Source organism: Pseudomonas sp. B21_DOA (assembly GCA_030544685.1).
Classification (GTDB): Bacteria; Pseudomonadota; Gammaproteobacteria; order Pseudomonadales; family Pseudomonadaceae; genus Aquipseudomonas; species Aquipseudomonas fluorescens_AO.
The window spans coordinates 5,604,053-5,630,200 of the sequence record CP086683.1; the positions used below are offsets into that span (position 1 = coordinate 5,604,053).

Annotated in this window: 16 protein-coding genes and 7 pseudogenes; 15 read left to right on the top strand and 8 right to left on the bottom strand. The window is 60.8% G+C overall.

The features are described from left to right. Window positions 1-10 precede the first annotated feature (10 nt). Window positions 11-891 (top strand): annotated as a pseudogene (locus LJU32_25940) (LysR family transcriptional regulator). 165 nt (window positions 892-1,056) lie between these two features. Here the strand turns inward: LJU32_25940 and LJU32_25945 are convergent. Together LJU32_25945 and LJU32_25950 are read right to left on the bottom strand one after the other, a co-directional pair. Next, window positions 1,057-1,671 (bottom strand): NAD(P)-dependent oxidoreductase, encoded by a 615-nt coding sequence (locus tag LJU32_25945; protein ID WKV88742.1) that lies wholly within the window; start codon window positions 1,669-1,671, stop codon window positions 1,057-1,059. Window positions 1,672-1,716: 45 nt separating this feature from the next. Next, a complete protein-coding gene (locus tag LJU32_25950) occupies window positions 1,717-2,565 on the bottom strand; it encodes an MBL fold metallo-hydrolase (GenBank protein WKV91203.1) in 849 nt (282 codons plus the stop codon). 142 nt (window positions 2,566-2,707) lie between these two features. Here LJU32_25950 and LJU32_25955 point away from each other — a divergent pair, with 142 nt between their 5' ends. The 3 genes and pseudogenes from LJU32_25955 to LJU32_25965 all read left to right on the top strand — a co-directional run bounded on the left by LJU32_25955 (window position 2,708) and on the right by LJU32_25965 (window position 4,043). Beyond that, window positions 2,708-3,637, top strand: a complete 930-nt coding sequence (locus LJU32_25955) for a LysR family transcriptional regulator (GenBank protein ID WKV88743.1) — start codon at window positions 2,708-2,710, stop codon at window positions 3,635-3,637. Between the two features lie 105 nt (window positions 3,638-3,742). Beyond that, window positions 3,743-3,919, top strand: a complete 177-nt coding sequence (locus LJU32_25960) for a hypothetical protein (GenBank protein ID WKV88744.1) — start codon at window positions 3,743-3,745, stop codon at window positions 3,917-3,919. 10 nt (window positions 3,920-3,929) lie between these two features. Further along, window positions 3,930-4,043 (top strand): annotated as a pseudogene (locus LJU32_25965) (metal ABC transporter ATP-binding protein). 12 nt (window positions 4,044-4,055) lie between these two features. On the opposite strand, the gene LJU32_25970 reads toward LJU32_25965, so the two are convergent. Beyond that, window positions 4,056-4,940: a helix-turn-helix domain-containing protein gene (locus LJU32_25970; GenBank protein ID WKV88745.1), complete on the bottom strand. Its 885-nt coding sequence runs from the start codon at window positions 4,938-4,940 to the stop codon at window positions 4,056-4,058. Window positions 4,941-5,114: 174 nt separating this feature from the next. Here LJU32_25970 and pobA point away from each other — a divergent pair. Beyond that, window positions 5,115-6,307 (top strand): annotated as a pseudogene (gene pobA, locus LJU32_25975) (4-hydroxybenzoate 3-monooxygenase). A gap of 77 nt (window positions 6,308-6,384) precedes the next feature. Next, entirely contained in the window at window positions 6,385-7,902 is a 1,518-nt protein-coding gene (locus tag LJU32_25980; GenBank protein ID WKV88746.1) for an MFS transporter, read from the top strand. Between the two features lie 132 nt (window positions 7,903-8,034). Here the strand turns inward: LJU32_25980 and LJU32_25985 are convergent, their stop codons facing one another. From LJU32_25985 to LJU32_26000, 4 genes and pseudogenes are all read right to left on the bottom strand, one after another. Then, window positions 8,035-8,883, bottom strand: a complete 849-nt coding sequence (locus tag LJU32_25985; GenBank protein WKV88747.1) for a cache domain-containing protein — start codon at window positions 8,881-8,883, stop codon at window positions 8,035-8,037. 129 nt (window positions 8,884-9,012) lie between these two features. Beyond that, a complete protein-coding gene (locus LJU32_25990) occupies window positions 9,013-9,870 on the bottom strand; it encodes an ATPase (protein WKV88748.1) in 858 nt (285 codons plus the stop codon). 116 nt (window positions 9,871-9,986) lie between these two features. After that, window positions 9,987-10,977 (bottom strand): annotated as a pseudogene (locus LJU32_25995) (NAD-dependent epimerase/dehydratase family protein). A gap of 106 nt (window positions 10,978-11,083) precedes the next feature. Continuing rightward, window positions 11,084-11,971, bottom strand: coding sequence for a LysR family transcriptional regulator ArgP (locus tag LJU32_26000; GenBank protein ID WKV88749.1), 888 nt, complete (start codon window positions 11,969-11,971; stop codon window positions 11,084-11,086). 96 nt (window positions 11,972-12,067) lie between these two features. Between LJU32_26000 and LJU32_26005 the strand changes: the two genes are divergently transcribed. The 9 genes and pseudogenes from LJU32_26005 (at window position 12,068) to LJU32_26045 (ending at window position 25,738) form a co-directional block, all read left to right on the top strand. Continuing rightward, a complete protein-coding gene (locus LJU32_26005) occupies window positions 12,068-12,670 on the top strand; it encodes a LysE/ArgO family amino acid transporter (protein WKV88750.1) in 603 nt (200 codons plus the stop codon). Between the two features lie 176 nt (window positions 12,671-12,846). Then, window positions 12,847-13,443: a superoxide dismutase [Fe] gene (locus tag LJU32_26010; GenBank protein ID WKV88751.1), complete on the top strand. Its 597-nt coding sequence runs from the start codon at window positions 12,847-12,849 to the stop codon at window positions 13,441-13,443. A gap of 327 nt (window positions 13,444-13,770) precedes the next feature. Continuing rightward, window positions 13,771-15,821, top strand: a pseudogene (locus tag LJU32_26015) (EAL domain-containing protein). Window positions 15,822-16,016: 195 nt separating this feature from the next. Beyond that, window positions 16,017-17,374 (top strand): annotated as a pseudogene (locus tag LJU32_26020) (peptidase). Between the two features lie 276 nt (window positions 17,375-17,650). Then, the gene (locus tag LJU32_26025; GenBank protein ID WKV88752.1) at window positions 17,651-19,078 is read left to right on the top strand and encodes a c-type cytochrome; all 1,428 of its coding nucleotides are present in this window, start codon (window positions 17,651-17,653) and stop codon (window positions 19,076-19,078) included. 27 nt (window positions 19,079-19,105) lie between these two features. After that, window positions 19,106-20,170 (top strand): imelysin, encoded by a 1,065-nt coding sequence (locus LJU32_26030; GenBank protein WKV88753.1) that lies wholly within the window; start codon window positions 19,106-19,108, stop codon window positions 20,168-20,170. Between the two features lie 14 nt (window positions 20,171-20,184). Beyond that, on the top strand, window positions 20,185-21,285 hold the full coding sequence (locus LJU32_26035; GenBank protein ID WKV88754.1) for a DUF1513 domain-containing protein: 1,101 nt from the start codon (window positions 20,185-20,187) through the stop codon (window positions 21,283-21,285). Between the two features lie 265 nt (window positions 21,286-21,550). Then, on the top strand, window positions 21,551-22,699 hold the full coding sequence (locus LJU32_26040) for an efflux RND transporter periplasmic adaptor subunit (GenBank protein WKV88755.1): 1,149 nt from the start codon (window positions 21,551-21,553) through the stop codon (window positions 22,697-22,699). 13 nt (window positions 22,700-22,712) lie between these two features. Next, window positions 22,713-25,738 (top strand): annotated as a pseudogene (locus tag LJU32_26045) (multidrug efflux RND transporter permease subunit). Window positions 25,739-25,933: 195 nt separating this feature from the next. Here the strand turns inward: LJU32_26045 and LJU32_26050 are convergent. Further along, complete coding sequence (locus LJU32_26050; GenBank protein WKV88756.1) at window positions 25,934-26,146, bottom strand: hypothetical protein; 213 nt, start codon at window positions 26,144-26,146, stop codon at window positions 25,934-25,936. Window positions 26,147-26,148: the final 2 nt, after the last annotated feature.

Sequence of the window (26,148 nt, forward strand, 5' to 3'; positions counted from 1 at the left end):
TCGGATCGCCATGAAACGCCTGCCTCCCTGCCCGCTCTGCATACGTTCTGGATCACCGCGCAATGCTGCAATTTCACTCGCGCCGCCGAGCAGTTGCACATCACTCAGGGCGCGGTGAGCCGGCAGATCGCCGGGTTGGAAGAACAGCTCGGCTATCCGTTGTTCATTCGTTTGGCACGAGGGCTGGCGCTGACGGCCGAAGGACGCGAATGGCTACCGCAGGTGGAGAAGGTCTTCGGGCTGATCAGCGAGGCGACCGAGCAGATCGGCCGGACGCGGCAAACCTTGCAACTCAAGGCCCCGAGCTGCGTGATGCGCTGGCTGCTGCCGCGTCTGCTGCAATGGCAGAAGGAACGCCCGGACGTGCCGGTGAAGTTGACGGCCTCGCTGCAACACGGCGTGGATTTTCAGCGCGAGCCATTCGATGCCGCGGTGATCTACGGCCCGCCGCCGGACCATTCGCCAGGCGCGCTGCATCTGTTCGACGAGCAACTGACACCGGTCTGCTCGCCGCAATTGCTCAAAGGCTCCCCGGCGCTCAATTCACTCAGGGACTTGCAGAATCATCTGTTATTGCACCCGACCCACGACATCCAGGACTGGTCGGTGTGGCTCGATGCGGCGGGTTTGCAACTGGCTAATCTGAACAGCGGCCAGCATTTCGAAACGCTGGATCAGGCGATGTCGATGGCCTCCCATGGCACGGGCGTGGCAATTGGGGACTGGTCGCTGATTGGCGATGATCTGGACGCAGGACGGCTGGTGATGCCGTTTGCGTTGAAGGTGAAGACGGGGTTGGCGTATTACGTGGTGGTGCCTGCTGGAGCCGAACCCTCGCCGCAACTTGAGGAGCTGATGCTCTGGCTGGTTGAGCAGGCACATACCCGCTGAACACCGCTATACCCCTGTAGATACAAGGAGCTGCCGAAGGCTGCGATCTTTTGATCTTGATCTTGATCTTGATCTTGATCTTGATCTTGATCTTGATCTTGATCTTGAAAAGCAAAATCAAAAGATCGCAGCCTTCGGCTGCTCCTACAGGGACAGCATTTCAGATCAGTAACCGACGGTATAACGCTGGCGCGAATGCTTCGGCGTTTCCACTTCGTCAATCAGCGCAATCGCGTAATCGGCAAAGGTGATCCAGCTGCGTCCTTCGGCACTGACCAACAGATGATCCTTGCCGACGCGATACTGGCCGCTGCGTTCACCCTCGACAAACTCCGCCGACGGCGACAGGAAAGTCCAGTCCAGTTCCTGCTCCTGACGCAACGCATCAAGAAACGCCGCCCCCGCGCTCGCCTCGGCTTTGTATTCGGCCGGGAAACCGGCACTGTCGATCACCCGCGTGTCATCCGGCAGCAACAGCGAACCGGCGCCGCCGACTACCAGCAAGCGCTTCACGCCCGCCTGTTTTACCGGTCCGACAATCGCCGAGGCCGGGACGGTGGCGAAATGCGCTGCGCTGATCACTGCGTCGTGACCGGCCACCGCCGCTTGCAGCGCCGCCGAATCCAGCACGTCGAGGCTCTTGCTGACGACACCGGCGCGATCACCGACCTTTGAGGTATCGCGGGCAATGGCGGTGACGCTGTGGCCGCGACGCAGGGCTTCTTCCAGCAGTTGGCTACCGGCACGGCCGGTGGCACCAATGATTGCGATCTTGCTCATGACATTCTCCAGTTGGCTTGAAAATGCTGCGTGTTCAGGTTCGGCTTACCACTTCATCTCGCCCTTGGCGACTTTTGCGCTGAGCTCCAGCGAACTTTCTTCGCCGAGTTGCGGGTAGCGCTTTTTCATCGCCGCGATCAGTGCAGCGGAGTCTTTGGCCTTGGCGGTTTCGGCATCGAAGGCCTTGATGTAATCAGCGGTGAATTTCACGCTGGCCAGCGAGCGGCTGCTGTCGCCCAGGTAATGGCCGGGCACCACGGTTTGCGGTTTCAGGCTTTCGATGGTGTGCAGAGTGTGCAGCCAATCGGCGTGGGATTGCGCGGTCTGGGTGTCGGCCATCCACACATGAATGTTCTCGGCCACCACTACGCCACCGACCACTGCTTTGAGCGACGGGATCCATACGAAGCTGCGATCCGGCTGCTTGCCATCGAGGCCGATCACCTGCAACTGCTTGCCTTCGAGGGTCAGGCTGTCGCCCTTGAGCACTTCAGGGACAATGGTTTTCGCCGGAACGTCGGCGCCCATTTTCGGCCCCCAGTAGGCCAGTTTGCCGTCGACGGTGTGCTTGATGTGATCGACGGTCGGCTGCGAAGCCAGCACTTTCGCCTGCGGGAATGCTTGGGTCAGGGTGTCGAGGCCGAAGTAGTAATCCGGGTCACCGTGGCTGATGTAGATGGTGGTCAACTGCTTGCCGCTGGCGCGGATCTTCTCCACCACCTGCTCGGCCTGGGATTTGCCGAATTGCGCGTCGACCAGAATCGCTTCTTTCTCACCGCTGACCAGCACCGAGCTGACCGGGAAAATCGCCTGAGTGCCCGGATTGTAGACATCGAGGCTCAGCTCGGCAGCGGATGCATGGGCGGCAAAGCCGAAAAATGTTGCGGCGAGCAGAACGCGTTTGAAAGGGTGAAGCCGATCATTTGTTGCTCCGAGTTTCGAATGCCAGTCTGGCGATGCAACAGAGCTTAGTTGCCAGACTCAGTACAAAAAATGCGATGCTTGGACATAGTTTGTTTCTGAAAGCGGGCAAATCATGGATCGGCTTCAAGCAATGCGGGTATTTGTCACGGTGGTCGATTTGGGCAGTCAGTCGGCAGCGGCCGATCACCTCGACCTGTCGCGGCCGGTGGTGTCGCGCTATCTGGCGGAGCTGGAAGACTGGGTCGGCGCGCGGCTGATGCACCGCACCACGCGCAAATTGAGCCTGACCGCCGCTGGCAGTGAAATCCTCCCGCGCTGTCGGCAGATGATCGACCTGTCGCAGGACATGCAGGCCGCCGTCAGCGAACCCGATGACGCGCCGCGCGGACTGCTGCGGATCAGCGTAAGCACCTCGTTTGGCCAGGCGCAACTGGCCGATGCGGTCGCGGCGTACGTCAGGCTTTACCCCGGCGTGAGTATCGATCTGCAGATGCTCGACCGCACGGTGAATCTGGTCGATGAGCGCATCGATCTGGCGATTCGCACCAGCAATGATCTTGATCCGAATCTGATCGCCCGGCGCCTGACCGTGTGCCGCTCGGTGGTCTGCGCAGCGCCGGCTTATCTGCTTGAGCATCCGGCGCCGCAGACGGTTGAGGATTTGAGCCGACATAACTGCCTGACCCATTCCTATTTCGGCAAAAGCCTGTGGCATTTCGAGGAGGATGGCGAACCGGTTTCGGTACCGGTGCAGGGCAATATCAGCGCCAATGAGGCCAGCACCCTCCTGCGCGCAACTCTGGCCGGCGCGGGCGTGGCGATGCTGCCGACCTACCAGGCTGGCGTGCATATTCACAACGGCGAACTGCTGCGTTTGCTGCCACACGCAGAACCGCGCCAGATGAATATCTACGCGGTGTACGCCTCTCGCAAACACATGCCGGCGGCGTTGCGCAGCATGCTCGACTTTCTGGTTCGACGGTTTCCCGAAAATCCCGCGTGGGATGAAGCTGCGAGCCTCAAGCCACAAGCGCCAAGCTGACCGCGTCGTGACCGCTTGCCGCTTGCCGCTTGAAGCTTGCAGCTGCGCCTGCCTGACCTATGCTCAAAGTAATACCGCAAGGTAGACGTTCAGAGGTCGAACACCATGAACATCAAAACAAAAAGATACGCCGCAATCTTCATCACTTGCGCCGCCACGCTGGCGCTGTACGGCACCGCTGCCTGGCGGGTCGAGCAGTTGCGCCAGCTGCCGCGCGAGTATGCGAGCTGCAACTATGAGCGGTGCATACCGCACAATGCCACGCTGAACGCATTGCGCTGATAGACCTGCGCTGGAATGCAACCCTGTGGGAGCGAGCTTGCTCGCGAAAGCGGTGGGTCAGTCAGCCTGTTTGTTGGATGACACTCCGCCTTCGCGAGCAAGCTCGCTCCCAAAGGTGTTGGGTGGTGCTTTAAGGTTATTGCTCGGCCTTCAAACGGTCGCGGAATGCCTTTGGCGAAATTCCCACGCGGCGACGGAACAGGCGCGTGAAGTTGGTCGGATCGGAAAATCCCAACAACTCCGACATCTCGTAAATCGTCATGCTGGTGTAGGTCAGCAGCCGCTTGGCTTCCAGCAATTGGCGCTCGTGCATGATCTGCAACGCCGGTTGCCCGGCCAGTTCACGGCAGGTGCCGTTGAGGTGCGACACGGAGATGCCCAGTCGATGGGCGAGGTCTTCGACCTTGACGTGCTGGCGGTAAGTCTCTTCCACCAATTGAATGAAACCGTTGAGGTATTCGCGCTGGCGTTGCGGCCGTTGGCTGGCCTTGTGGCGGACGATTGCCTGGCGGCTGACCCAGACCATGATCACACTGACCAGCGAATGCATGAGCATTTCCCGCGCCGGTTGATGGCCGTTGTACTCGGCCTGCAACGCTGAAAACAGGCTGTTCAGATAATCGCCATCCTTGCCGGCCGGGTAGTTTTCCGCGCGGGCCAAGGCGTGTACCGAGTCGCCCAGCTGCGCCTGCAAATGGTTGATCAGCGGCGTGGCCAAAGTAACGATGAAGCCTTCAACATCCTCGGAAAAGCGAAACCCGTGCACCGATAACGGTGGCAGCACCTGAATCGCTGGCGTCTCGAGCTGCGTGCGCTGGCCTTCGATTTCAAGCTCTGCCTGACCTTTGTAAACAAACAGCAGCTGGCACAGATCCGCGTGGCGGTGGGGTTTGATTTCCCAATGGTGTTCGCGACTGCGCGAGGAAATGGTTTCACAGTGCAGCAAGTCCGGGGTCGGCCAGTCCAGGCTTTCACCGTAGAGCTTGAACACCGGAATCGAAGGCAGGGCAGGCTTGTTCATACTTCAATCCAGGCCTCGGGTTTATGGGCGATAATCGCACCGATTGGCAGAATGTACAGGTATCGGCTCAGTTTTCACCTTCAATTGACAGACCCGCAAGGGAAAAATGCAAGCACTCGATCCATAAAATCATTCACGGCATTTGCTGCGTGAAGCTTGCGAGTCATAAAAACAATGAAAACCCTGAAAACCCAAGTCGCCATTATCGGCGCCGGTCCTTCTGGACTGCTCCTCGGCCAGTTGCTGCACAACGCTGGCATCGACACGCTTATCCTCGAACGCCAGACGCCCGATTATATTCTCGGGCGTATCCGCGCCGGCGTGCTTGAACAAGGCATGGTAGAGCTGCTGCGTCAGGCCGGCGTCGGCCAGCGAATGGACGCTGAAGGCCTAGTTCATGGCGGCTTCGATCTGGCGCTGGATGGGCGTCAGGTGCACATCGACCTGCACGCACTGACCGGCGGCAAAACCGTAATGGTCTACGGCCAGACCGAAGTCACCCGCGACCTGATGGCCGCTCGTCGGGAGGCCGGCGCGCCAACAATTTATCAAGCGAGCAATGTCGTTCCCCACGGCGTGAAAAGCGACGAAGCGTTTGTCACCTTCGAAAAGGACGGTGAAAGCTGGCGCGTCGATTGCGATTACATCGCCGGTTGCGATGGTTTCCATGGCGTCGCTCGGCAGTCGATTCCTGCCGATTGCCTGAAGATCTTCGAGCGGGTCTACCCGTTCGGTTGGCTGGGCATTCTCGCCGACACGCCGCCGGTCCACGACGAACTGGTCTACGCCCGCCACGAACGCGGCTTCGCCTTGTGCAGCATGCGTTCGGCCACGCGCACCCGCTATTACCTGCAAGTGCCGGCGGATGAAAACGTCGATGACTGGAGCGATCAGCGTTTCTGGGATGAGCTGAAAAAACGCCTGCCGATTGCTCTAGCGGAAAAACTGGTGACCGGCCCATCGATCGAAAAAGCATCGCGCCGCTGCGCAGTTTTGTCGTCGAGCCGATGCAGTACGGGCGCATGTTTCTCGTCGGCGATGCCGCCCATATCGTCCCGCCCACTGGCGCCAAAGGCTTGAACCTGGCCGCCAGCGATGTCAGCACGCTATTCAATATCCTGCTCAAGGTCTATCGCGAAGATCGCACCGATCTGCTGGAAAAATACTCGGAGATCTGCCTGCGCCGGGTGTGGAAAGCCGAACGATTTTCTTGGTGGATGACGTCGATGCTGCATCGCTTTGACGAGCACGATGAGTTCAGCCAACGCATCAGCGCCTCGGAACTGGACTACTTCGTCAGCTCGCAAGCCGGGCAAAAAACCATTGCAGAAAATTACGTCGGGCTTCCGTACGAGGCTATCGAATAGCTTCCTACCGACTTACACTGCGAGCATCCACCCGCGCGCGATGGCCGCGCGGGTCCATCACTGCCCGCAGGTTTTCCGTGACCACTCTCAATCAGCCTGAAACGCCCAAACCGGCCATTCGCAGCGTGCTGGTCGCCTTGATGATGGCGATCTTCCTCGGTGCACTGGACCAGACCATCGTCGCCGTGTCGATGCCGGCGATCTCCGCGCAATTCAAGGATGTCAGCCTGCTGGCCTGGGTGATTTCCGGTTACATGGTGGCGATGACCGTGGCGGTGCCGATCTACGGCAAGCTCGGCGACCTGTACGGGCGACGCAAACTGATGCTGTTCGGCATGGGCCTGTTCACCCTCGCCTCGCTGTTCTGCGGGATGGCGCAAAGCATGGAACAACTGGTGCTGGCACGGATCCTTCAGGGCATCGGCGCCGGCGGCATGATCTCGGTGAGCCAGGCGATCATCGGCGACATCGTCCCGCCACGTGAACGCGGGCGCTATCAGGGTTACTTCAGCAGCATGTACGCGGTGGCCAGCGTCGCCGGCCCGGTGCTTGGCGGCTACATGACCGAATACCTGTCGTGGCGCTGGGTGTTTCTGATCAACCTGCCGCTGGGGCTTGGCGCCTGGTGGGTGGCACGGCGCAACCTGCGCGGCTTGCCGATTCCGCAGCGCAAACCGGTGATCGATTACCTTGGCACGGTGCTGATGATCATCGGCCTCACGGCGTTGCTGCTCGGCATCACTGAAGTCGGCCAGGGCCATTCATGGCGCAGCAGGGAAGTGCTCGCCCTGTTCGCCTGCGCCGTGGTGGTATTGGCGCTGTTTGTCTGGCACGAGCGCCGGGCACGCGAGCCATTGTTGCCGATGCACCTGTTCGCCAACCGCAATGCCCTGCTGTGCTGGTGCACGATTTTCTTCACCAGTTTCCAGGCCATCTCGCTGATCGTGTTGATGCCGCTGCGCTTCCAAAGCGTCACCGGCGCGGGCGCCGACAGCGCCGCGTTGCACTTGCTGCCTCTGGCCATGGGCTTGCCGATCGGCGCCTATTTCGCCGGCCGTCGCACCTCGATCACCGGACGCTACAAACCGCAGATTCTCACCGGCGCGATTCTGATGCCGATTTCGATTCTCGGCATGGCCTTCAGTCCACCACAAGCGACGCTGCTCAGCGGTTTGTTCATGTTGCTCAGCGGCATCGCTGGCGGCATGCAGTTCCCGACCTCGCTGGTCGGCACGCAAAACTCGGTGGAACAACGCGACATCGGCGTCGCCACCAGCACCACGAATCTGTTCCGCTCACTGGGCGGCGCGGTGGGCGTGGCGTTGATGTCGGCGCTGTTGCTGGCGTTGTTGCACGATTCCAGTTTCGCCCACTTGGCGAGCAACTCGCTGATCAGCGAGGGGCATTCGGGCAACGTCCTGCTCGATGGCCTGAACGCAGCCCCCGGAGAAGCGCAGAACGCCTTGCGCGCGGAGCTGCTGGTGACCTTCCGCCATTTGCTCTGGGTCAGCACGGCAGTGTCGTTGCTCGGGCTGGCAGCGGCGATTGCCATGCCGAACAACCTGCTGCGCGGACGGGAGCACGGCGCGAAATGAGCCTTTTGCGCTGATCGTTCCCACGCTCTGCGTGGGAATGCCTCAACGGACGCTCTGCGTTCTGCCTTGGATGGGACGCAGAGCGTCCCGGGCTGCATTCCCACGCGGAGCGTGGGAACGATCGTCGCGCGCTCAAGGGCTGTAGTAACCCACCGCGACGAGGAAATGCCCGACCTTTTTCAGGTACGCATGCTTGTCTTCGATCTTGCCGGTCACCGGGTTTTTCCAGCGGTATTCATATTCGCCTTCATCCTGCTTGCCGATCAGCGCCAGAATCGGCTCGCCCACCGGTTTGCCTTCCGGGTCCTTGACCTTGCCGAAATCAGTGTTGATCAAGCGCAGGTTGGTGCCGTGGGCGACATACCGCTGATTGTTCAGATCGACCACAAATACATACAGGTCATCCTGCAGATATCCACCCTTGAGCGAGTTGATCGCTACCAGCGTGCCCTTCTCGTCCTTGGTCAGATCCGTCGCGGCTTTGTCGAGCAAGGCCTTGGCCTGCTCCGCCGAGGCCCGTGGCAGGTAGTAACCCACGGCAAGAATGCGCTGGCCGACACGCTGATAGAACACATGCTTGCGCTCGACCTTGCCGTCGGCCCAGTTCTGCCAGCGGTATTCGGCCTGCTGGATGCCGTTGCCTTCCGGCACTTTCAGCGCATCCTTGAACGCCTTCTGCAGATCCGGGCCGAGCACTTCGCTGACATCACGGCCGATCAGCGCCGATGACGGCCCGCCACTGGCAAGCATCACGCCTTTGGTGTCGAGGACAAACACGTAGCGATCCTTGTCGACGAACTCACCCTGGCGGCTGAATGCGGCAAACGCCTTATCGCCATTGTCGTGGTAATAGGCCAAGGCTTTTTCCAGCAGGGCGATTGCGGCCTGGCTGTCATCCTTGGCGGCGGTGGCGGCGCTGGCCTGGCCGAAGCCGGCCAACAGGATCAGGCCGAGCCAGGCCACTTTATGCAAAAACCCCATAGCGCATCCCTCGTTCTTTTTGGTGTTTCAAGAGCGTAGACGGCTTGTGGTCATGTAGAGATATTCAGAGCGTTTCTGAACATTGCGCCGTGAGGCTGACAAGCAATGCTCGCCAGCCTCGCTCAGCGCTTACGGGCGGGAATTGATTTGTTGTTGCAGGTTCTGGATCTGCGCCTGCAAGGTATTGAGGTTGCGGGTCATCTGCGCGCGAAACGCATCGAACTCGGCAGTATTGCCGCCACCCTGTGGCGCTGCCGGGCGGTTGTCCTGCTGACTTTTCAGCACGACGATGTCCTGCTCCAGACGATCGATCGCCGCGCTCGGGTTGCCCTGCTTCTTCAGCGCGGCGATATCGGCGCCGAGGCTTTTGAACTGGGCGTCGAAGGCTTTCAACTGGGCATCGACCTTGCTGGTATCGGCCGGCGTGCTTTTGATTGTCGCCAGTTCAGCGCTCAGGGCTTTGACCTGCGCCTGCAATTGGGTATTGGCATTCTGTTGTTCGGTGGTCTGCGCGGTCATCTGCGCCAGCCGCTTGTCCAGCTCGCTGGCCTGCCCGGCCACGCCTTGCTGCTGCTTGCTCTGGTCGAGCAGCTTGCCTTCGAGTTGTTTGATCTGCAGCTTCAGTGCTTCGCTGTCGCTGCTGACGTTGCTCTGACTGGCGACAACTTTGCCGGAAATATCCTGCAGACGCCCCGCCGCTTCTTCGCTGATCCGCGCGAAGCTTTCCTGGGTAGCGACCAGTTGCTGCTCCATCAACGAAATCTGCTGGAAGCTCCACCAGGCCAGACCGATGAAGGCGAAAAACAACGCGCCAACCAGTGCCCACAGCGGCCCGGTGCTGGCGGCCTTGACCTTGACCACTGGCGCCGTGCGCGAATGCACGGAGGTACGAGGGCTGAGCGCGATGTCATCGTCATCGAACGGATCGGCGCGCAGGCTTGGCACGTTGTCGAAATCGTCGTCGTGGGCATCGTTTCGCATGGACATTGAGGCAACCTTTGGCAAACGCGGTGATGGCTAAATGCTGCGAAGTATAACCGCCGCAGCCGCAGGCATTGACCCTCAACCCGCAAGGCGGTTCATTGCCGCCCGGCCGAATCGTTTCAACGGATGTCCTGAGCTTTCCACCACGCACAGAACTCATCGAGGGCAGCCCACACGCTGACTTGCGGATCGTAGTCGAGATAATGCCGGGCGCGGCTGATGTCGAGGGTGAAATTTTTTCATGACCTGCATGCCCAGGCGCGACAGGGTCGGCTCCGGACGTCCGGGCCAGAGCATGCACGCGCCCTCGTTAAGCGCCGCGACGCTGTAGGCCAGACCGTACGATCGGTATTTACGCACCTGATCGACGTCCATCCGGCGCATCACGTAATTGACCACGTCCCACAGCGGCACCGGCGCACCGTTGCTGATGTTGTAGGCCTTGCCCAGCGCCGAACCTTGGGCCAACAAACTGCTGAGCAAGGCTTCGTTGAGGTTCTGCACGCTGGTGAAATCGACCTTGTTCAAGCCATTGCCGATGATCGCCAGACGCCCCTTGCGCTGCATCTTCAACAGGCGCGGGAAGATGCTCATGTCGCCGGCACCGGTGACGAAGCGCGGGCGCAGGGCGATGGTTTCGAGACCGAATTCCTGGGCGCCGAAAACTTTCTGTTCGGCCAGATATTTGGTCGCGGCGTAGGGATGCTTGAAGCGTTTGGGCACTTGCTCTTCGGTCAGACCGAGATGGTCGCGGCCATCGAAATAGATCGACGGCGACGACAGATGCACCAGCCGCCGCACCCGCTGCTTGAGGCACGCTTCGACGACGTTCTCGGTGACTTCGACGTTGCCCTGATGAAAGTCCTGATAACGCCCCCACACGCCGACCGCACCAGCACAATGCACCACCGCTTCGACGTCACGGCACAGATCGCGCACCAGATCGGCGTCGGTCAGATCGCCCGGCACAAACTCGGCACCGCGGCGCACCAGATGCTCGACACTCTCGGCCCGGCGACCGTTGACCCGCACTTCAAGGCCCTGCTCCAGAGCGAAACGCGCAAAGCGCCCGCCAATAAAGCCGCTGGCGCCGGTAACCAAAATCTTCATCAAAAACTCCACGAATACAGCTGCAAGCTACAGGCCATCAGCTGCAAGTAAAAACGGTGCGCAAACGCTCTGCTTGCCGCTTGCAGCTTGACGCTCGCAGCTGCCTCTAAGCCACTAGCCATTGCTTTGAGGAGCGCAGCAGTTGTTCGGTCAGTAGATTGAGCAACTGGCCGCCATTGCGCCAATGATGCCAGTACAGCGGCACGTCGATCGGTTTATCTGGCAGCAATTCGCGCAGCTCGCCGCGTTGCAACTGCTCGCGCACCTGCAGTTCCGGCACCAGGCCCCAGCCGAGGCCGGCTTCGGTCAGGCGAATGAAGCCTTCAGAAGACGGACATAAGTGATGTTCAAACGCGCCGTCGACGCCCAACAGCGCCAGGTAGCGATGCTGGAGGAAATCGTCCGGGCCGAACACCAGCGCCGGGGTGCGCGGCAACTGTTCGGCGCGCACGCCATCGGGAAAATGCCGAGCGATGAATGCGGGGCTGGCCAAGGCGCGATAGCGCATGGCGCCGAGCATTACGCTGCGTGCGCCAGCCACCGGGCGCTCGCTGGCGCACAGGCACGCGGCCACTTCACCGGCACGCATGCGCTTGAGGCCGACGGTCTGGTCTTCGACGATCAGGTCGAGCAACAAATGCTGCTCGGCGCAGAAATCGCCGACGGCCTCGGCCCACCACGTGGCGAGGCTATCGGCGTTAAGGGCGATGCGCAGGCGATCAGGCAGGCCTTCTTCGTCCAGCGCTGGCACCGCCGACTGCAAGTCGCGCTCGAGCAAACGCACCTGCTGCACATGGTTGAGCAAACGTCGGCCGATTTCCGTCGGCGCTGGCGGTGTCTCACGCACCAGCACGGGTTGGCCGATCCGCGCCTCGAGCAATTTGATGCGTTGGGAGATCGCCGACTGCGACAGACCAAGGATCTGTGCAGCGCGATCAAATCCGGCCTGTTCGACCACAGCAGCCAGCGCGGAAAGCAATTTATAGTCGAACATCAGTTTTCCTAATGGGCGATCAGCACTATTGGTTTTTCTTATACAGCGTCACACCGGAGAATAGCCAGCAAGCACTCTCTTTCAAGGACATCTCCCATGTGGCAAAGCTATGTAAACGGCCTGCTGGTGGCGTTCGGCCTGATCATGGCGATCGGCACGCAGAACGCTTTTGTATTGGCCCAGAGCCTGCGCCGTGAACACCATTTGCCGGTGGCGGCATTGTGCGTGGTGTGTGACGCGATTCTGGTCGCGGCAGGAGTGTTCGGCCTGGCGACGATTCTGGCGCAGAACCCGACCCTGTTGGCGATCGCCCGTTGGGGCGGCGCGACGTTTCTGATCTGGTACGGCAGCCAGGCGCTGCGCCGGGCCTGTTCGAAGCAGAGCCTTGAGCAAGGCGAGAACCAGACCGTGCGCTCGCTGCGCGCAGTGATGCTCAGCGCTCTGGCGGTGACCTTGCTCAACCCCCACGTTTATCTCGATACGGTACTGCTGATCGGCTCGCTGGGCGCGCAGCAATCAGTGCCAGGCGCTTACGTGGTCGGCGCGGCGAGTGCCTCGCTGCTGTGGTTTTTCACCCTGGCCCTCGGCGCCGCATGGCTGGCGCCGTGGCTGGCCCGCCCGAGTACCTGGCGCATTCTCGATCTGGTCGTAGCGTTGATGATGTTTGCGGTCGCCGCACAACTGATCATCGCCGGGTGATTAATTGCCAAAGGCTCTGGAACCTCTATCCCACACAGTTGTTGCGTGGTTAAGGCGCGACCCCGGTGCTATGATCCGAACCCTGCGCCGCAAAGAGTAAAAACTCGCCGGTGCATTTCCGGCCGCCCGTGATCGGCCTTGCGCTCACCGCAACAGACCTGATTAGGAGAATCATCATGGCTTTCGAATTGCCGCCGCTGCCTTACGCACACGATGCCCTGCAGCCGCACATCTCCAAGGAAACCCTGGAGTTCCACCACGACAAGCACCACAACACCTACGTCGTGAACCTGAACAACCTGGTGCCAGGCACCGAGTTTGAAGGCAAGACCCTGGAAGAAATCGTCAAGACTTCTTCGGGCGGCATCTTCAACAACGCCGCTCAGGTCTGGAACCACACCTTCTACTGGAACTGCCTGGCGCCAAACGCCGGCGGTCAGCCAACCGGCGCACTGGCAGATGCCATCAACGCCGCGTTCGGTTCGTTCGACAAATTCAAGGAAGAATTCAGCAAAACCTCGATCGGCACCTTCGGTTCCGGCTGGGGCTGGCTGGTGAAAAAGGCTGACGGTTCCCTGGCCCTGGCCAGCACCATCGGCGCCGGCAACCCGCTGACCAGCGGCGACACCCCGCTGCTGACCTGCGACGTCTGGGAACACGCTTACTACATCGACTACCGCAACCTGCGTCCGAAGTACGTTGAAGCGTTCTGGAACCTGGTCAACTGGAAGTTCGTGGCCGAGCAGTTCGAAGGCAAGACCTTCACTGCTTAAGCTGCACGTCAGTCAAGAAACCCGGCTTCGGCCGGGTTTTTTATGCCCGGCGCATGGCGTTTGTCGCACGGCAAAAGCAGCTTCGCGCCGTTTGCCGCCGGCCTGCAGCCGACTACCATCAGAGACAGGAAAAAATCTTTGACCCGGTGCTCAAGTTGCGGGCGACTGCAACCGACACAGTAATTCAGAGCTATTACTCAAATGACCACATGGCGGCCAGGATACCGGCGAATTTTCCCGTGCCTGATTGTCCCTTTGACGGCCAACCCGGGATTGCCAATACTCATGGCAACTTGACGCTATCCGCACGGAACAAGGAATACCTCTTTGAAGCTGGAACTCAAGAACAGCTTGTCGGTGAAGTTGCTCCGGGTCGTGCTCCTGTCGGCATTGATCGTAGGCGTAGTCTTGAGCTGCGCGCAGATTGTCTTCGATGCCTACAAGACCCGTCAGGCGGTTGCCGGCGATGCCGAGCGCATCCTCGACATGTTCCGCGATCCGTCGACCCAGGCTGTCTACAGTCTGGATCGGGAAATGGGCATGCAGGTGATCGAAGGGCTGTTCCAGGACGACGCCGTGCGCCAGGCCTCCATTGGCCACCCCAACGAAGCGATGCTGGCGCAGAAATCCCGCGAGTTGCAGCACTCCAACAGCCGTTGGCTGACCGATCTGATTCTCGGTCAGGAACGCACCTTCACCACGCAACTGGTCGGTCGCGGGCCCTACAGCGAATACTACGGCGACCTGAGCATCACCCTCGACACCGCCACTTATGGCGAAGGTTTCATCGTCAGCTCGGTGATCATTTTCATCTCCGGCGTGCTGCGCGCGCTGGCGTTGGGGCTGGTGCTGTACCTGGTCTATCACTGGTTGCTGACCAAGCCGCTGTCGCGAATCATCGAGCACCTCACCGAGATCAATCCGGATCGTCCCAGCGAGCACAAGATCCCGCAGATCAAGGGCCACGAAAAAACGAACTGGGCCTGTGGATCAACACCGCCAACCAGTTGCTCGAGTCCATCGAACGCAATACCCATCTGCGCCACGAAGCGGAAAACAGCCTGCTGCGCATGGCGCAGTACGACTTCCTCACCGGGCTGCCGAACCGCCAGCAATTGCAGCAGCAACTGGACAAGATTCTTGTCGATGCCGGCAAGTTGCAGCGCCGCGTCGCCGTGTTGTGCGTCGGCCTGGATGATTTCAAAGGCATCAACGAACAATTCAGCTACCAGACCGGCGATCAACTGCTGCTGGCCCTGGCCGATCGTTTACGTGCCCACAGCGGCCGCCTCGGCGCCCTCGCCCGCCTCGGCGGCGACCAGTTCGCGCTGGTGCAGGCCGACATTGAACAGCCTTACGAAGCCGCGGAACTGGCGCAGAGCATACTTGATGATCTGGAGGCGCCCTTCGCCCTCGACGATCAGGAAATCCGCCTGCGCGCGACCATCGGCATTACCCTGTTTCCGGAGGACGGCGACAGTACCGAGAAGCTGTTGCAGAAAGCCGAGCAGACCATGACCCTGGCCAAGACCCGCTCGCGCAATCGCTATCAGTTCTATATCGCCAGCGTCGACAGCGAGATGCGCCGTCGTCGCGAGCTGGAAAAAGACCTGCGTGACGCGCTGATCCGCGACCAGTTCTACCTGGTCTACCAGCCGCAGATCAGCTATCGCGACCACCGCGTGGTCGGCGTCGAAGCGCTGATCCGCTGGCAGCATCCTGAGCATGGACTGGTGCCGCCGGACCTGTTCATCCCGCTAGCCGAACAGAACGGCACGATCATCGCCATCGGCGAGTGGGTGCTCGATCAGGCCTGCAAGCAACTGCGCGAGTGGCACGATCAGGGTTTCGTCGATCTGCGCATGGCGGTCAATCTGTCTACCGTGCAACTGCACCACGCCGAGCTGCCACGGGTGGTCAACAACCTGCTGCAGATGTACCGTCTGCCGCCGCGCAGTCTGGAACTGGAAGTCACCGAAACCGGCCTGATGGAAGACATCACCACCGCCGCCCAGCATCTGCTCAGCCTGCGCCGCTCCGGTGCGCTGATTGCGATCGACGACTTCGGCACCGGCTATTCATCCCTCAGTTATTTGAAAAGCCTGCCGCTGGACAAGATCAAGATCGACAAGAGCTTCGTTCAGGACCTGCTCGATGACGACGACGACGCGACCATCGTTCGCGCGATCATTCAACTGGGCAAAAGCCTGGGCATGCAGGTGATTGCCGAGGGCGTGGAAACCGCCGAGCAGGAAACCTACATCATTTCCGAGGGTTGCCACGAAGGTCAGGGCTACCACTACAGCAAACCGCTGCCGGCGCGGGAGCTGGGGATTTACCTCAAGCAGGCGCAGCGCAGTAATGCGGCGATTATTTAAAGATCAAAAGATCGCAGCCTCGTTGCACTCGTCAGCTCCTACCGTGAAACGAGGCTGCGATCTTTTGATCGTGATGCGCAAATAAGAAATATTTCCAGCCACGCCTTTACACATAATGCGAAAGATTTGCATTATGTCGCAGTTTTGCGCGCCCCCGGCGCCAGTCCACTCAACTACCGAAGCAGGATGTTCGCCATGATTCGTATGCCTCTGGCTACCGCCAGTCTGCTGGCCATCGCTATTTCCCTCGCCGGTTGCGGCGAAGGCAAGGACAAAGAAAAAGCCTCCGAGATGACTCCGGCGTCCAGCAGCGCTGCTCCAGCCCCGGCGCCTGCCGCTGCACCTGCGCCTGCTGCCGGTAAAGTTGACGATGCCGCCGCCAAGGCTGTGGTCGCGCACTATGCTGACATGGTCTTCGCCGTTTACAGCGATGCCGAATCCACCGCGAAAACCCTGCAAACCGCCGTCGACGCGTTCCTCGCCAAGCCGAACGCCGACACCCTGAAAGCCGCCAAGGCTGCTTGGGTCGCCGCACGCGTGCCATACCTGCAGAGCGAAGTGTTCCGCTTCGGCAACACCATCATTGATGACTGGGAAGGTCAGGTTAACGCCTGGCCGCTGGACGAAGGCCTGATCGACTACGTCGACAAATCCTACGAGCACGCACTGGGTAACCCGGGCGCCACCGCCAACATCATCGCCAACACCGAAGTGCAGGTCGGCGAAGACAAGGTCGACGTAAAAGAGATCACCCCGGAAAAACTTGCCAGCCTCAACGAGCTGGGCGGTTCCGAGGCGAACGTTGCCACCGGCTACCACGCGATCGAATTCCTGCTCTGGGGCCAGGATCTGAACGGCACCGGCCCTGGCGCCGGCAACCGTCCGGCCTCGGACTACCTGGAAGGCGCCGGCGCCACCGGTGGTCACAACGAGCGTCGTCGTGCCTACCTGAAAGCCGTGACCCAACTGCTGGTCAGCGATCTGGAAGAAATGGTCGGCAACTGGAAGCCGAACGTGGCCGACAACTACCGCGCCACCCTGGAAGCCGAGCCAGGCGAAACCGGCCTGCGCAAAATGCTCTTCGGCATGGGCAGCCTGTCCCTGGGTGAACTGGCGGGCGAGCGCATGAAGGTTTCCCTGGAAGCCAACTCCCCGAAGACGAGCAGGATTGCTTCAGCGACAACACCCACTACTCGCACTTCTACGACGCCAAAGGCGTGCGTAACGTTTACCTGGGCGAGTACACCCGCGTTGACGGCACCAAGCTGACCGGCGCCAGCCTGTCGTCGCTGGTAGCCAAGGCCGACCCGGCTGCCGATACCGCGCTGAAAGCCGATCTGGCCGCGACCGAAGCGAAGATTCAGGTCATGGTCGATCACGCCAACAAGGGTGAGCACTACGATCAACTGATCGCCGCCGGCAACACCGCTGGCAACCAGGTGGTTCGCGACGCCATCGCCGCGCTGGTCAAACAGACCGGTTCGATCGAAGCCGCTGCGGGCAAACTGGGCATCAGCGACCTGAACCCGGACAACGCCGATCACGAGTTCTGATCACCGCGTCCGCGGCAAAAAGAGGCGGCCTTCGGGTCGCCTTTTTCATTATTGGCACACCATTATCCCTTTGGGAGCGAGCCTGCTCGCGAAGGCTTGATCCGGCGCAGCATTTTCAGCGCGTCGGGCGCCGCTTTCGCGAGCAGGCTCGCTCCCACAGGGTTGGCATACGCGTTAAGGCTTGCGCGATATCAAGCAAACGATAATTCCTCTTATTCAAACTCCCCGCCCTGTTAGACTTTGCGCCTTTGTTTTCGCCCGTTTGCAGGATGTCTGATGCCGTCGTTGCCGCTTCGCTTGTCCGCACTGTTGCTGGCCCTGGGCCTGAGTGCCTGCGATGACGCCCCGCGTTTCACCAAGGCCGAGCCGGGTGAAGCGCGTTCGGGCGGTGCGGCGACTGTGCGCAAGAGCGATCAGAACGCCTTCTCCCTGCCATCGGCCAATCTGCCGCCCTCGCGGCGCGTGGATTTCAGTGTCGGCAACAGTTTCTTTCGCAGCCCGTGGGTGATCGCGCCCTCGACCACCACGGCGCGTGACGGCCTCGGACCGTTGTTCAATACCAACGCCTGCCAGAACTGCCACATCAAGGACGGTCGCGGTCATCCGCCGGCAGCTGATGCGAGCAATGCGGTGTCGATGCTGGTGCGCCTGTCGATTCCCGATGCGCCGCCCTACGCTAAAATCGTCGAACAGCTCGGCGTGGTGCCGGAGCCGGTGTATGGCGGGCAGTTCCAGGACATGGCCGTGCCCGGCGTCGCCCCGGAAGGCAAGGTGCGCGTCGACTACACCCCGGTGCCGGTACGGTTCAAGGACGGCACCGAGGTCGAGTTACGCAAACCGACCCTGCAGATCACTCAACTCGGCTACGGCCCGATGCACCCGGACACGCGGTTTTCCGCGCGGGTGGCGCCGCCGATGATTGGCTTGGGCTTGCTCGAAGCGATCCCTGAAGAAGCGATCCTCGCCAACGCCGCCGCCCAGGCGAAAGAGAACAATGGCATCAACGGCCGGCCCAACCAGGTCTGGGATGACCAGTTGCAGAAGACCGTCATCGGCCGGTTCGGCTGGAAAGCCGGGCAGCCGAATCTCAATCAACAGAATGTTCATGCGTTCTCGGGTGACATGGGCCTGACCACCAGCCTGCGGCCGTTCGACGATTGCACCGAGGCGCAAACCGCCTGCAAACAGGCGCCGAACGGCAATGGCCCGGACGGCGAGCCGGAAGTCAGCGACAACATTCTGCGTCTGGTGCTGTTCTACAGCCGCAACCTGGCAGTGCCGGCGCGCCGTGGCGTCAACGAACCACAGGTGCTGGCCGGCAAGAATCTGTTTTTCCAGGCTGGATGCCAGTCGTGCCACACACCGAAATACACCACCGCCGCCGATGCCGCCGAACCGGAATTGGCCAATCAGGTGATTCGTCCGTACAGCGACTTGCTGCTGCATGACATGGGCGAAGGCCTGGCGGACAACCGCACGGAATTCCAGGCCTCCGGCCGCGACTGGCGCACGCCGCCGCTGTGGGGGATCGGCCTGACGCAAGCGGTCAGTGGCCACACGCAGTTTTTGCACGACGGCCGCGCACGCAACCTGCTCGAAGCGGTGCTCTGGCATGGCGGCGAAGCGACGGCGGCGCAGCAACAGGTTCTGTCTTTCAATGCCGAGCAGCGCGCTGCGTTGCTGGCGTTTCTGAACTCACTTTAAATACTGAAAAAACATCGGGAGCCCGACATGTTCCGTCCCAAGTTACTGTTCACCAGCCTTGCCGCGCTCGCCCTCGGCGCCTGTTCGCCGCAGGATCCGCAAGCGGTCACCTCGGCGGCGATCGCCAAATCGGTGATCCTGCCGACCTACACCCGTTGGGTCGAAGCCGACCGGCAACTGGCGGTCAGCGCCCTCGCCTACTGCCAGGGCAAGGAAAGCCTGGAAACCGCCCGTGCCGATTTTCTCCACGCGCAGAAAGCCTGGGCCGAACTGCAACCACTGCTGATCGGTCCGCTGGCCGAGGGCAACCGTTCGTGGCAAGTGCAATTCTGGCCGGACAAGAAAAATCTGGTTGGCCGTCAGGTCGAGCAACTGGTCGTCGCCCAGCCGCAGATCGATGCCGCTGCCCTGGCCAAATCCAGCGTCGTGGTGCAGGGCCTGTCGGCTTACGAATACATCCTCTTCGACGCCAAGCCTGACGTCGCCAACGATGCGCAAAAAGCCAAATACTGCCCGCTGCTGATCGCCATCGGCGAACGCCAGAAGCAACTGGCCGAGGAAATCCTGCAGGGCTGGAACAACACCGACGGCATGCTCGCGCAAATGAGCAAGTTCCCCAACCAGCGCTACGCCGATTCCCACGAAGCGATCGCCGATCTGCTGCGCGTCCAAGTGACGGCACTGGATACTCTGAAGAAAAAACTCGGCACGCCAATGGGCCGTCAGAGCAAAGGCGTGCCGCAGCCGTTCCAGGCTGATGCATGGCGCAGCCAGTCGTCGCTGACGGCGCTGGAAGCCAGCCTCGCGGCGGCGAAAACCGTCTGGGAAGGCGTCGACAACAAAGGCCTGCGCGGTCTGCTGCCGGCCGAGCAGAAACCCTTGGCGGACAAGATCGATGGCGCCTATGCCGCTTCGCTCAAACTGTTCGACAGCACCCAGCGCTCGCTGGGCGAAATGCTCGAAGACGACGCCGGTCGCCAGCAACTCAACGATATCTACGACAGCCTCAACGTCGTCCATCGCCTGCATGAAGGCGAACTGGCCAAGGCGCTGGGCATCCAACTGGGCTTCAATGCCAACGACGGTGACTGATGAGGGCGAGTGCCATGCTGCGACGTCAGGTTCTGACTTTAGGTAGTGCACTGCTGGGAGCAGTGTCGCTGGGCGGCTGGACGCTGTTCAAACGCAAGGATCAGAGCCCGCTGCTACTGTCGGCGCGCGACGATACTGACGGCAAGCATTACGCCGTCGGTTATCGGCTCGACGGTACGCGGCTATTCGCCACTCACGTCGGCCAGCGTTGTCACGACATCATCAACCACCCCACGCAGCCGCTGGCGTTGTTCGTTGCACGGCGTCCGGGTACCGAGAGTTACCTGATCGACCTGCGCGACGGCAAGCTGCTGCAGACCGTGACCTCGCAGCCGAACCGGCACTTCTACGGCCATGCCGTGGTGCACAAGGACGGCGAATACCTGTATGCGACCGAGAACGACACGAGCGATCCCGGCCGTGGCCTGCTCGGTGTGTACAAGTTCGAGGGCGAACGGCTGGTGCACACGGGCGAGATTTCCACCCATGGCCTCGGCCCGCATCAGGTGTCGTGGATGCCCGACGGCGAGACGCTGGTGGTGGCCAACGGCGGGATTCGTACCGAGGCGGAAAGCCGCGTCGACATGAACCTCAACGCCATGGAGCCGAGTCTGGTGCTGATGCAGCGTGACGGCACATTGCTGAGCAAGGAAACCCTCGCCCAGCAGATGAACAGCGTGCGCCACCTGGGCATCGCCAGCGACGGCACCATCGTTGCCGGCCAGCAATTCATGGGCCCGTCTCACGAGCGCTCGGAGCTGTTGGCGATCAAGCGGCCGGGGCAAGCATTCGTGGCGTTCCCGGTGGCGGAGGATCAGTTGCAGGCGATGGGGCACTACACTGCCAGCGTCGCGTTGCACAGCGATCTGCGTCTGGTCGCGTTGACGGCGCCGCGTGGCAACCGCTTCTTTATCTGGGATCTGGACAGTGGTGAACTGCGCCTCGATGCGCCTTTGCCGGATTGCGCTGGCGTCGGAGCGGTGAAGGATGGCTTTGTCGTGACCTCGGGTCAGGGCCGTTGCCGCTATTACGATTGCCGTCAGGAACCGTTGCTGGCCAAGCCGCTGGAATTGCCGGCGGGGCTCTGGGACAACCATCTGCACTTGATGGCCTGATACCCCCATTTTTGAGATGGCCCCCATCCTGTGGCGAGGGGATTTATCCCCGTTGGGTGGCGCAGCCGCCCTTAAAACTGCAATTGCGGTATGACTGAAGGATTCAGGGGCCGCTTCGCAGCCCAACGGGGATAAATCCCCTCGCCACAGGACTGGTGTTCCGATCGCCCTCCTCTTCTACCCTGTAATAACTGCCAGTTGGAATCCCCCTGTACTCGGAGTAATGTGCCCGCCTGTCTCATGATTTATCCAAGGAACTGGACTTATGCTGCGTCGCCGCATGCTGATCATGTTGGGTGTTGTCTTGCTGCTCGTCCTGGTGCTGGGCGGATACAAAGCCTTTTCGATCTACACGATGATCCAGGGCTTTTCCAAACCGAAACCACCCATCAGCGTCGCCGTAGCCACCGCCGGCGAACAGCCATGGCAGATGCGCCTGCCCACTGTCGGTTCGCTCAAGGCGCTGCAAGGCGTCGACCTGAGTCTGGAAGTTGCCGGCACCGTCACTGAACTCAAATTCGAATCCGGACAGAAGGTCAAGGCCGGCCAGCCATTGCTGCAACTCGACAGCGCCGTGGAAACCGCCCTGCTGGAAACCGCCCGCGCCGATCTCGGCCTGGCGCAGCTTGATTTCGGCCGTGGCGCGCAGCTGGTCGACAGCCGCGCGATCTCCAAAGGCGAGTACGACCGCCTCTCCGCCGTGTTGCAAAAGAACAAGGCCACGGTCAATCAGCTCAACGCGTCGTTGGCGAAAAAGCGCATCCTCGCGCCGTTCAGCGGCACCATCGGCATCCGCCAGGTCGACGTCGGCGACTACCTCGCCAGCGGTAGCAAAATCGCCACGTTGCAAGACTTGAGCAGCCTCTACGCCGACTTCTTCGTGCCGGAACAAGCGGTGCCGAAACTCGCCATCGGCCAGCCCGTGCAGTTCACCGTCGCCGCGTATCCGGGACAGAACTTTACCGGCAAGATCAGCGCGATCAACCCGATCGTCGAAAGCACCACGCGCAACATCCTTGTCCGCGCCACCCTGGCCAACCCCGACGGCAAGCTGTTGCCGGGGATGTTCGCCAGCCTTGAGGTGCTGCTGCCCGATCCGCAGAAGCACATCGTGGTGCCGGAAAGCGCGATCACCTACACGCTGTACGGCAACTCGGTGTATGTGGTCGGGCAGAAGAAGGCCGAGGACGGCAGCGTCACCAAGGATGATAAAGGCCAACCGCTGCTGATCGCCGAACGTCGTTTTGTCGAGACCGGTGAGCGCCGCGATGGCCTGGTGATGATCAACAAGGGCGTGCAGAGCGGCGAACAAGTGGTGACGGCGGGCCAGATCAAACTGGACAACGGTGCCCACATCGCCATCAGCGACGACAAGACCCTCGGCGAGCAGAACAGTCCGCCTCGCGCCGACTGATCAAGGAATCCCCATGGCTTTTACCGATCCGTTCATCCGCCGCCCGGTGCTCGCCACCGTGGTCAGCCTGCTGATAGTGCTGCTGGGCTTCCAGGCTTGGAGCAAGCTGCCGCTGCGCCAGTACCCGCAAATGGAAAACGCCCTGATCACGGTGACCACGGCTTATCCCGGGGCCAACGCCGAAACCATTCAGGGCTACATCACCCAACCGATGCAACAAAGCCTGGCCAGTGCCGAGGGCATCGACTACATGACTTCGGTCAGCCGGCAGAACTTCTCGGTGATCTCGATTTACGCGCGCATTGGCGCCAACACCGACCGCTTGTTCACCGAGCTGCTGGCCAAGGCCAACGAAGTCAAGAACAAGCTGCCGCAGGATGCCGAAGACCCGGTGCTGAGCAAGGAATCCGCCGACGCTTCGGCGCTGATGTACATCAGTTTCTTCAGCAAGGACCTGAGCAACCCGCAGATCACCGACTACCTGTCGCGGGTCATCCAGCCAAAACTGGCGACGCTGCCGGGCATGGCCGAAGCGGAGATCCTCGGCAACCAGGTGTTCGCCATGCGCCTGTGGCTCGACCCGGTGAAACTCGCCGGCTTCGGCCTCAGCGCCGCCGACGTGACCGCTGCGGTGCGCCAGTACAACTTCCTCTCCGCCGCGGGCGAAGTAAAGGGCGAGTACACCGTCACCAGCATCAACGCCAACACCGAACTGAAATCCGCCGAGGCCTTCGCGGCGATTCCGCTCAAGGTCGACGGTGACAGCCGCGTGCTGCTGCGCGACGTCGCGCGGGTGGAAATGGGCGCGGAAAATTACAACTCGATCAGCTCGTTCGGCGGCACGCCATCGGTGTACATCGGCGTCAAGGCCACCCCGGCGCCAACCCGCTGGACGTGATCAGGGAAGTGCGCAAGCTGATGCCCGAGCTGGAAGCGCAACTGCCGCCGAACCTGAAAAGCGAAATCGCCTACGACGCCACGCTGTTCATTCAGGCCTCGATTGACGAGGTGGTGAAAACCCTGTTCGAAGCGGTGTTGATCGTTATCGTCGTGGTGTTCCTGTTCCTCGGCGCGCTGCGTTCGGTGGTAATCCCGGTGGTGACCATTCCGCTGTCGATGATCGGCGTGATGTTCTTCATGCAGATGATGGGTTACTCGATGAACCTGCTGACGCTGCTGGCGATGGTGCTGGCCATCGGTCTGGTGGTGGACGATGCGATCGTCGTGGTGGAAAACATTCACCGGCACATCGAGGAAGGCAAGACGCCGTTCGACGCAGCGCTGGAAGGCGCGCGGGAAATTGCCATGCCGGTGGTGTCGATGACCATCACCCTGGCGGCGGTGTATGCTCCGATCGGTTTTCTCACCGGGCTGACCGGGGCGTTGTTCAAGGAGTTTGCGCTGACCCTGGCCGGGGCGGTGGTGATTTCCGGCGTCGTTGCCCTGACCTTGTCGCCGATGATGTGCGCGTTTCTGCTGCGCCACGAAGAGAATCCCAGCGGCCTGGCCCATCGTCTCGACCGAGTCTTTGAAGGCCTCAAACGCCGTTATCAAAGCATGTTGCACGGCACGCTCAATACCCGGCCGGTGGTGCTGGTGTTTGCAGTGATCGTGCTGTGCCTGATTCCGGTGTTTCTCAAGTTCACCAAGTCGGAACTGGCACCGGACGAGGATCAGGGCATCATTTTCATGATGGCCAGCGCGCCGCAGCCGACCAACCTCGACTACCTGAGCACCTACACCGACGAATTCATCACCGTCTTCAAAGAGTTCCCGGAGTACTACTCATCGTTCCAGATCAACGGCTACAACGGCGTACAGGCCGGTATCGGCGGCTTCCTGCTCAAACCATGGAACGAGCGCGACCGCACGCAGATGGAAATCCTCCCCGAGGTGCAGAGCAAGCTGGAGAGCATTCCGGGCTTGCAGATCTTCGGTTTTAATCTACCCTCCCTGCCCGGTACCGGTGAAGGTCTGCCCTTCGAATTCGTGATCAATACGGCCAATGATTACGAGCTGCTGCTGCAAGTCGCCGAGCGCATCGAGAAACGCGCCATGGAGTCGGGCAAATTCGCTTTTGTCGATCTCGATCTGGCGTTCGACAAGCCGGAAGTGGTGGTCGATATCGACCGCGACAAGGCCGCGCAAATGGGCGTTTCGATGCTTGATCTTGGCGGCACGCTGGCGACCTTGCTCGGCGAGGCGGAAATCAACCGCTTCACCATCGACGGCCGCAGCTACAAGGTCATCGCCCAGGTCGAACGGGCCTACCGCGACAACCCGGACTGGCTGAACAACTACTACGTGAAAAATACTCAGGGCGAATTGCTGCCACTGTCGACGCTGATCAAGGTCAGTGACCGCGCGCGACCACGACAGCTCAATCAGTTCCAGCAACTCAATGCGGCGAAGATTTCCGGATTCCCGCTGGTGAGCATGGGCGAAGCCATCGACACCGTGCTGCAGATTGCCCGCGAAGAAGCCCCGGCCGGGTTTGCCTTCGACTACGGCGGTGCCTCGCGGCAGTACGTGCAGGAAGGCAGCGCGCTGTGGGTAACTTTTGCCCTGGCGCTGGCGATCATCTTTCTGGTGCTGGCCGCGCAGTTCGAGAGCTTCCGCGATCCGCTGGTGATTCTCGTGACGGTGCCGCTGTCGATCTGCGGCGCGCTGATTCCGTTGTTTCTCGGCTGGTCGAGCATGAACATTTACACCCAGGTCGGGCTGGTGACGCTGATCGGCCTGATCAGCAAGCACGGCATCCTGATCGTCGAGTTCGCCAACCAGTTGCGCAAGGACAAGGGCCTGAGCGCCCGTGAAGCGGTGGAGGAAGCGGCAGCAATTCGCTTGCGCCCGGTGCTGATGACCACGGCGGCGATGGTGTTCGGCATGGTGCCGCTGATTCTGGCGACGGGCGCGGGAGCGGTGAGTCGCTTTGACATCGGCCTGGTGATTGCCACAGGGATGTCGATTGGCACGTTGTTTACATTGTTCGTGCTGCCGTGCGTTTACACCTTTCTGGCGAAACCGGATCCCACGTAATAAAGAGATCCAATGTGGGAGCGAGCTTGCTCGCGAAAGCGGTATGTCAGTTGGAAAAGATGTTGTATGACACGACGCCTTCGCGAGCAAGCTCGCTCCCACAGGTAAGGTGTGAACCGATAAAGCCGGGTGCAAAAAAGGCCTCGCAACTGCGAGGCCTTTTATTTGGGCTTGAATCGTGTCAACTGGCTGGCCTCATTCCTGGGACAGCCCGAACATGAACAACAGCAAATCATGATCGGGCTGGGTCGCCACGGAGGCTTTCGCCACCCGTGGAACCGAACAATGAGCGTCGTTCCCGGACGCCCCTATGACCTGCATGCGCGGCTGCTCCCAGGCAGCCACCGCCAGTGAAGCAACTGCCAAGGCCCCGACCAGGAACAAACCTCGTGCAATTTCGAGTTTCATCG

Bases quoted from the DNA above. Each gene is read 5' to 3' on its own strand.
- LJU32_25945 (WKV88742.1), bottom strand. From the start codon at position 1,671: ATGAGCAAGATCGCAATCATTGGTGCCACCGGCCGTGCCGGTAGCCAA.
- LJU32_25955 (WKV88743.1), top strand. From the start codon at position 2,708: ATGGATCGGCTTCAAGCAATGCGGGTATTTGTCACGGTGGTCGATTTG.
- LJU32_25960 (WKV88744.1), top strand. From the start codon at position 3,743: ATGAACATCAAAACAAAAAGATACGCCGCAATCTTCATCACTTGCGCC.
- LJU32_25970 (WKV88745.1), bottom strand. From the start codon at position 4,940: ATGAACAAGCCTGCCCTGCCTTCGATTCCGGTGTTCAAGCTCTACGGT.
- LJU32_25985 (WKV88747.1), bottom strand. From the start codon at position 8,883: ATGGGGTTTTTGCATAAAGTGGCCTGGCTCGGCCTGATCCTGTTGGCC.
- LJU32_25990 (WKV88748.1), bottom strand. From the start codon at position 9,870: ATGTCCATGCGAAACGATGCCCACGACGACGATTTCGACAACGTGCCA.
- LJU32_26000 (WKV88749.1), bottom strand. From the start codon at position 11,971: ATGTTCGACTATAAATTGCTTTCCGCGCTGGCTGCTGTGGTCGAACAG.
- LJU32_26005 (WKV88750.1), top strand. From the start codon at position 12,068: ATGTGGCAAAGCTATGTAAACGGCCTGCTGGTGGCGTTCGGCCTGATC.
- LJU32_26010 (WKV88751.1), top strand. From the start codon at position 12,847: ATGGCTTTCGAATTGCCGCCGCTGCCTTACGCACACGATGCCCTGCAG.
- LJU32_26025 (WKV88752.1), top strand. From the start codon at position 17,651: ATGCCGTCGTTGCCGCTTCGCTTGTCCGCACTGTTGCTGGCCCTGGGC.
- LJU32_26030 (WKV88753.1), top strand. From the start codon at position 19,106: ATGTTCCGTCCCAAGTTACTGTTCACCAGCCTTGCCGCGCTCGCCCTC.
- LJU32_26035 (WKV88754.1), top strand. From the start codon at position 20,185: ATGCTGCGACGTCAGGTTCTGACTTTAGGTAGTGCACTGCTGGGAGCA.
- LJU32_26040 (WKV88755.1), top strand. From the start codon at position 21,551: ATGCTGCGTCGCCGCATGCTGATCATGTTGGGTGTTGTCTTGCTGCTC.
- LJU32_26050 (WKV88756.1), bottom strand. From the start codon at position 26,146: ATGAAACTCGAAATTGCACGAGGTTTGTTCCTGGTCGGGGCCTTGGCA.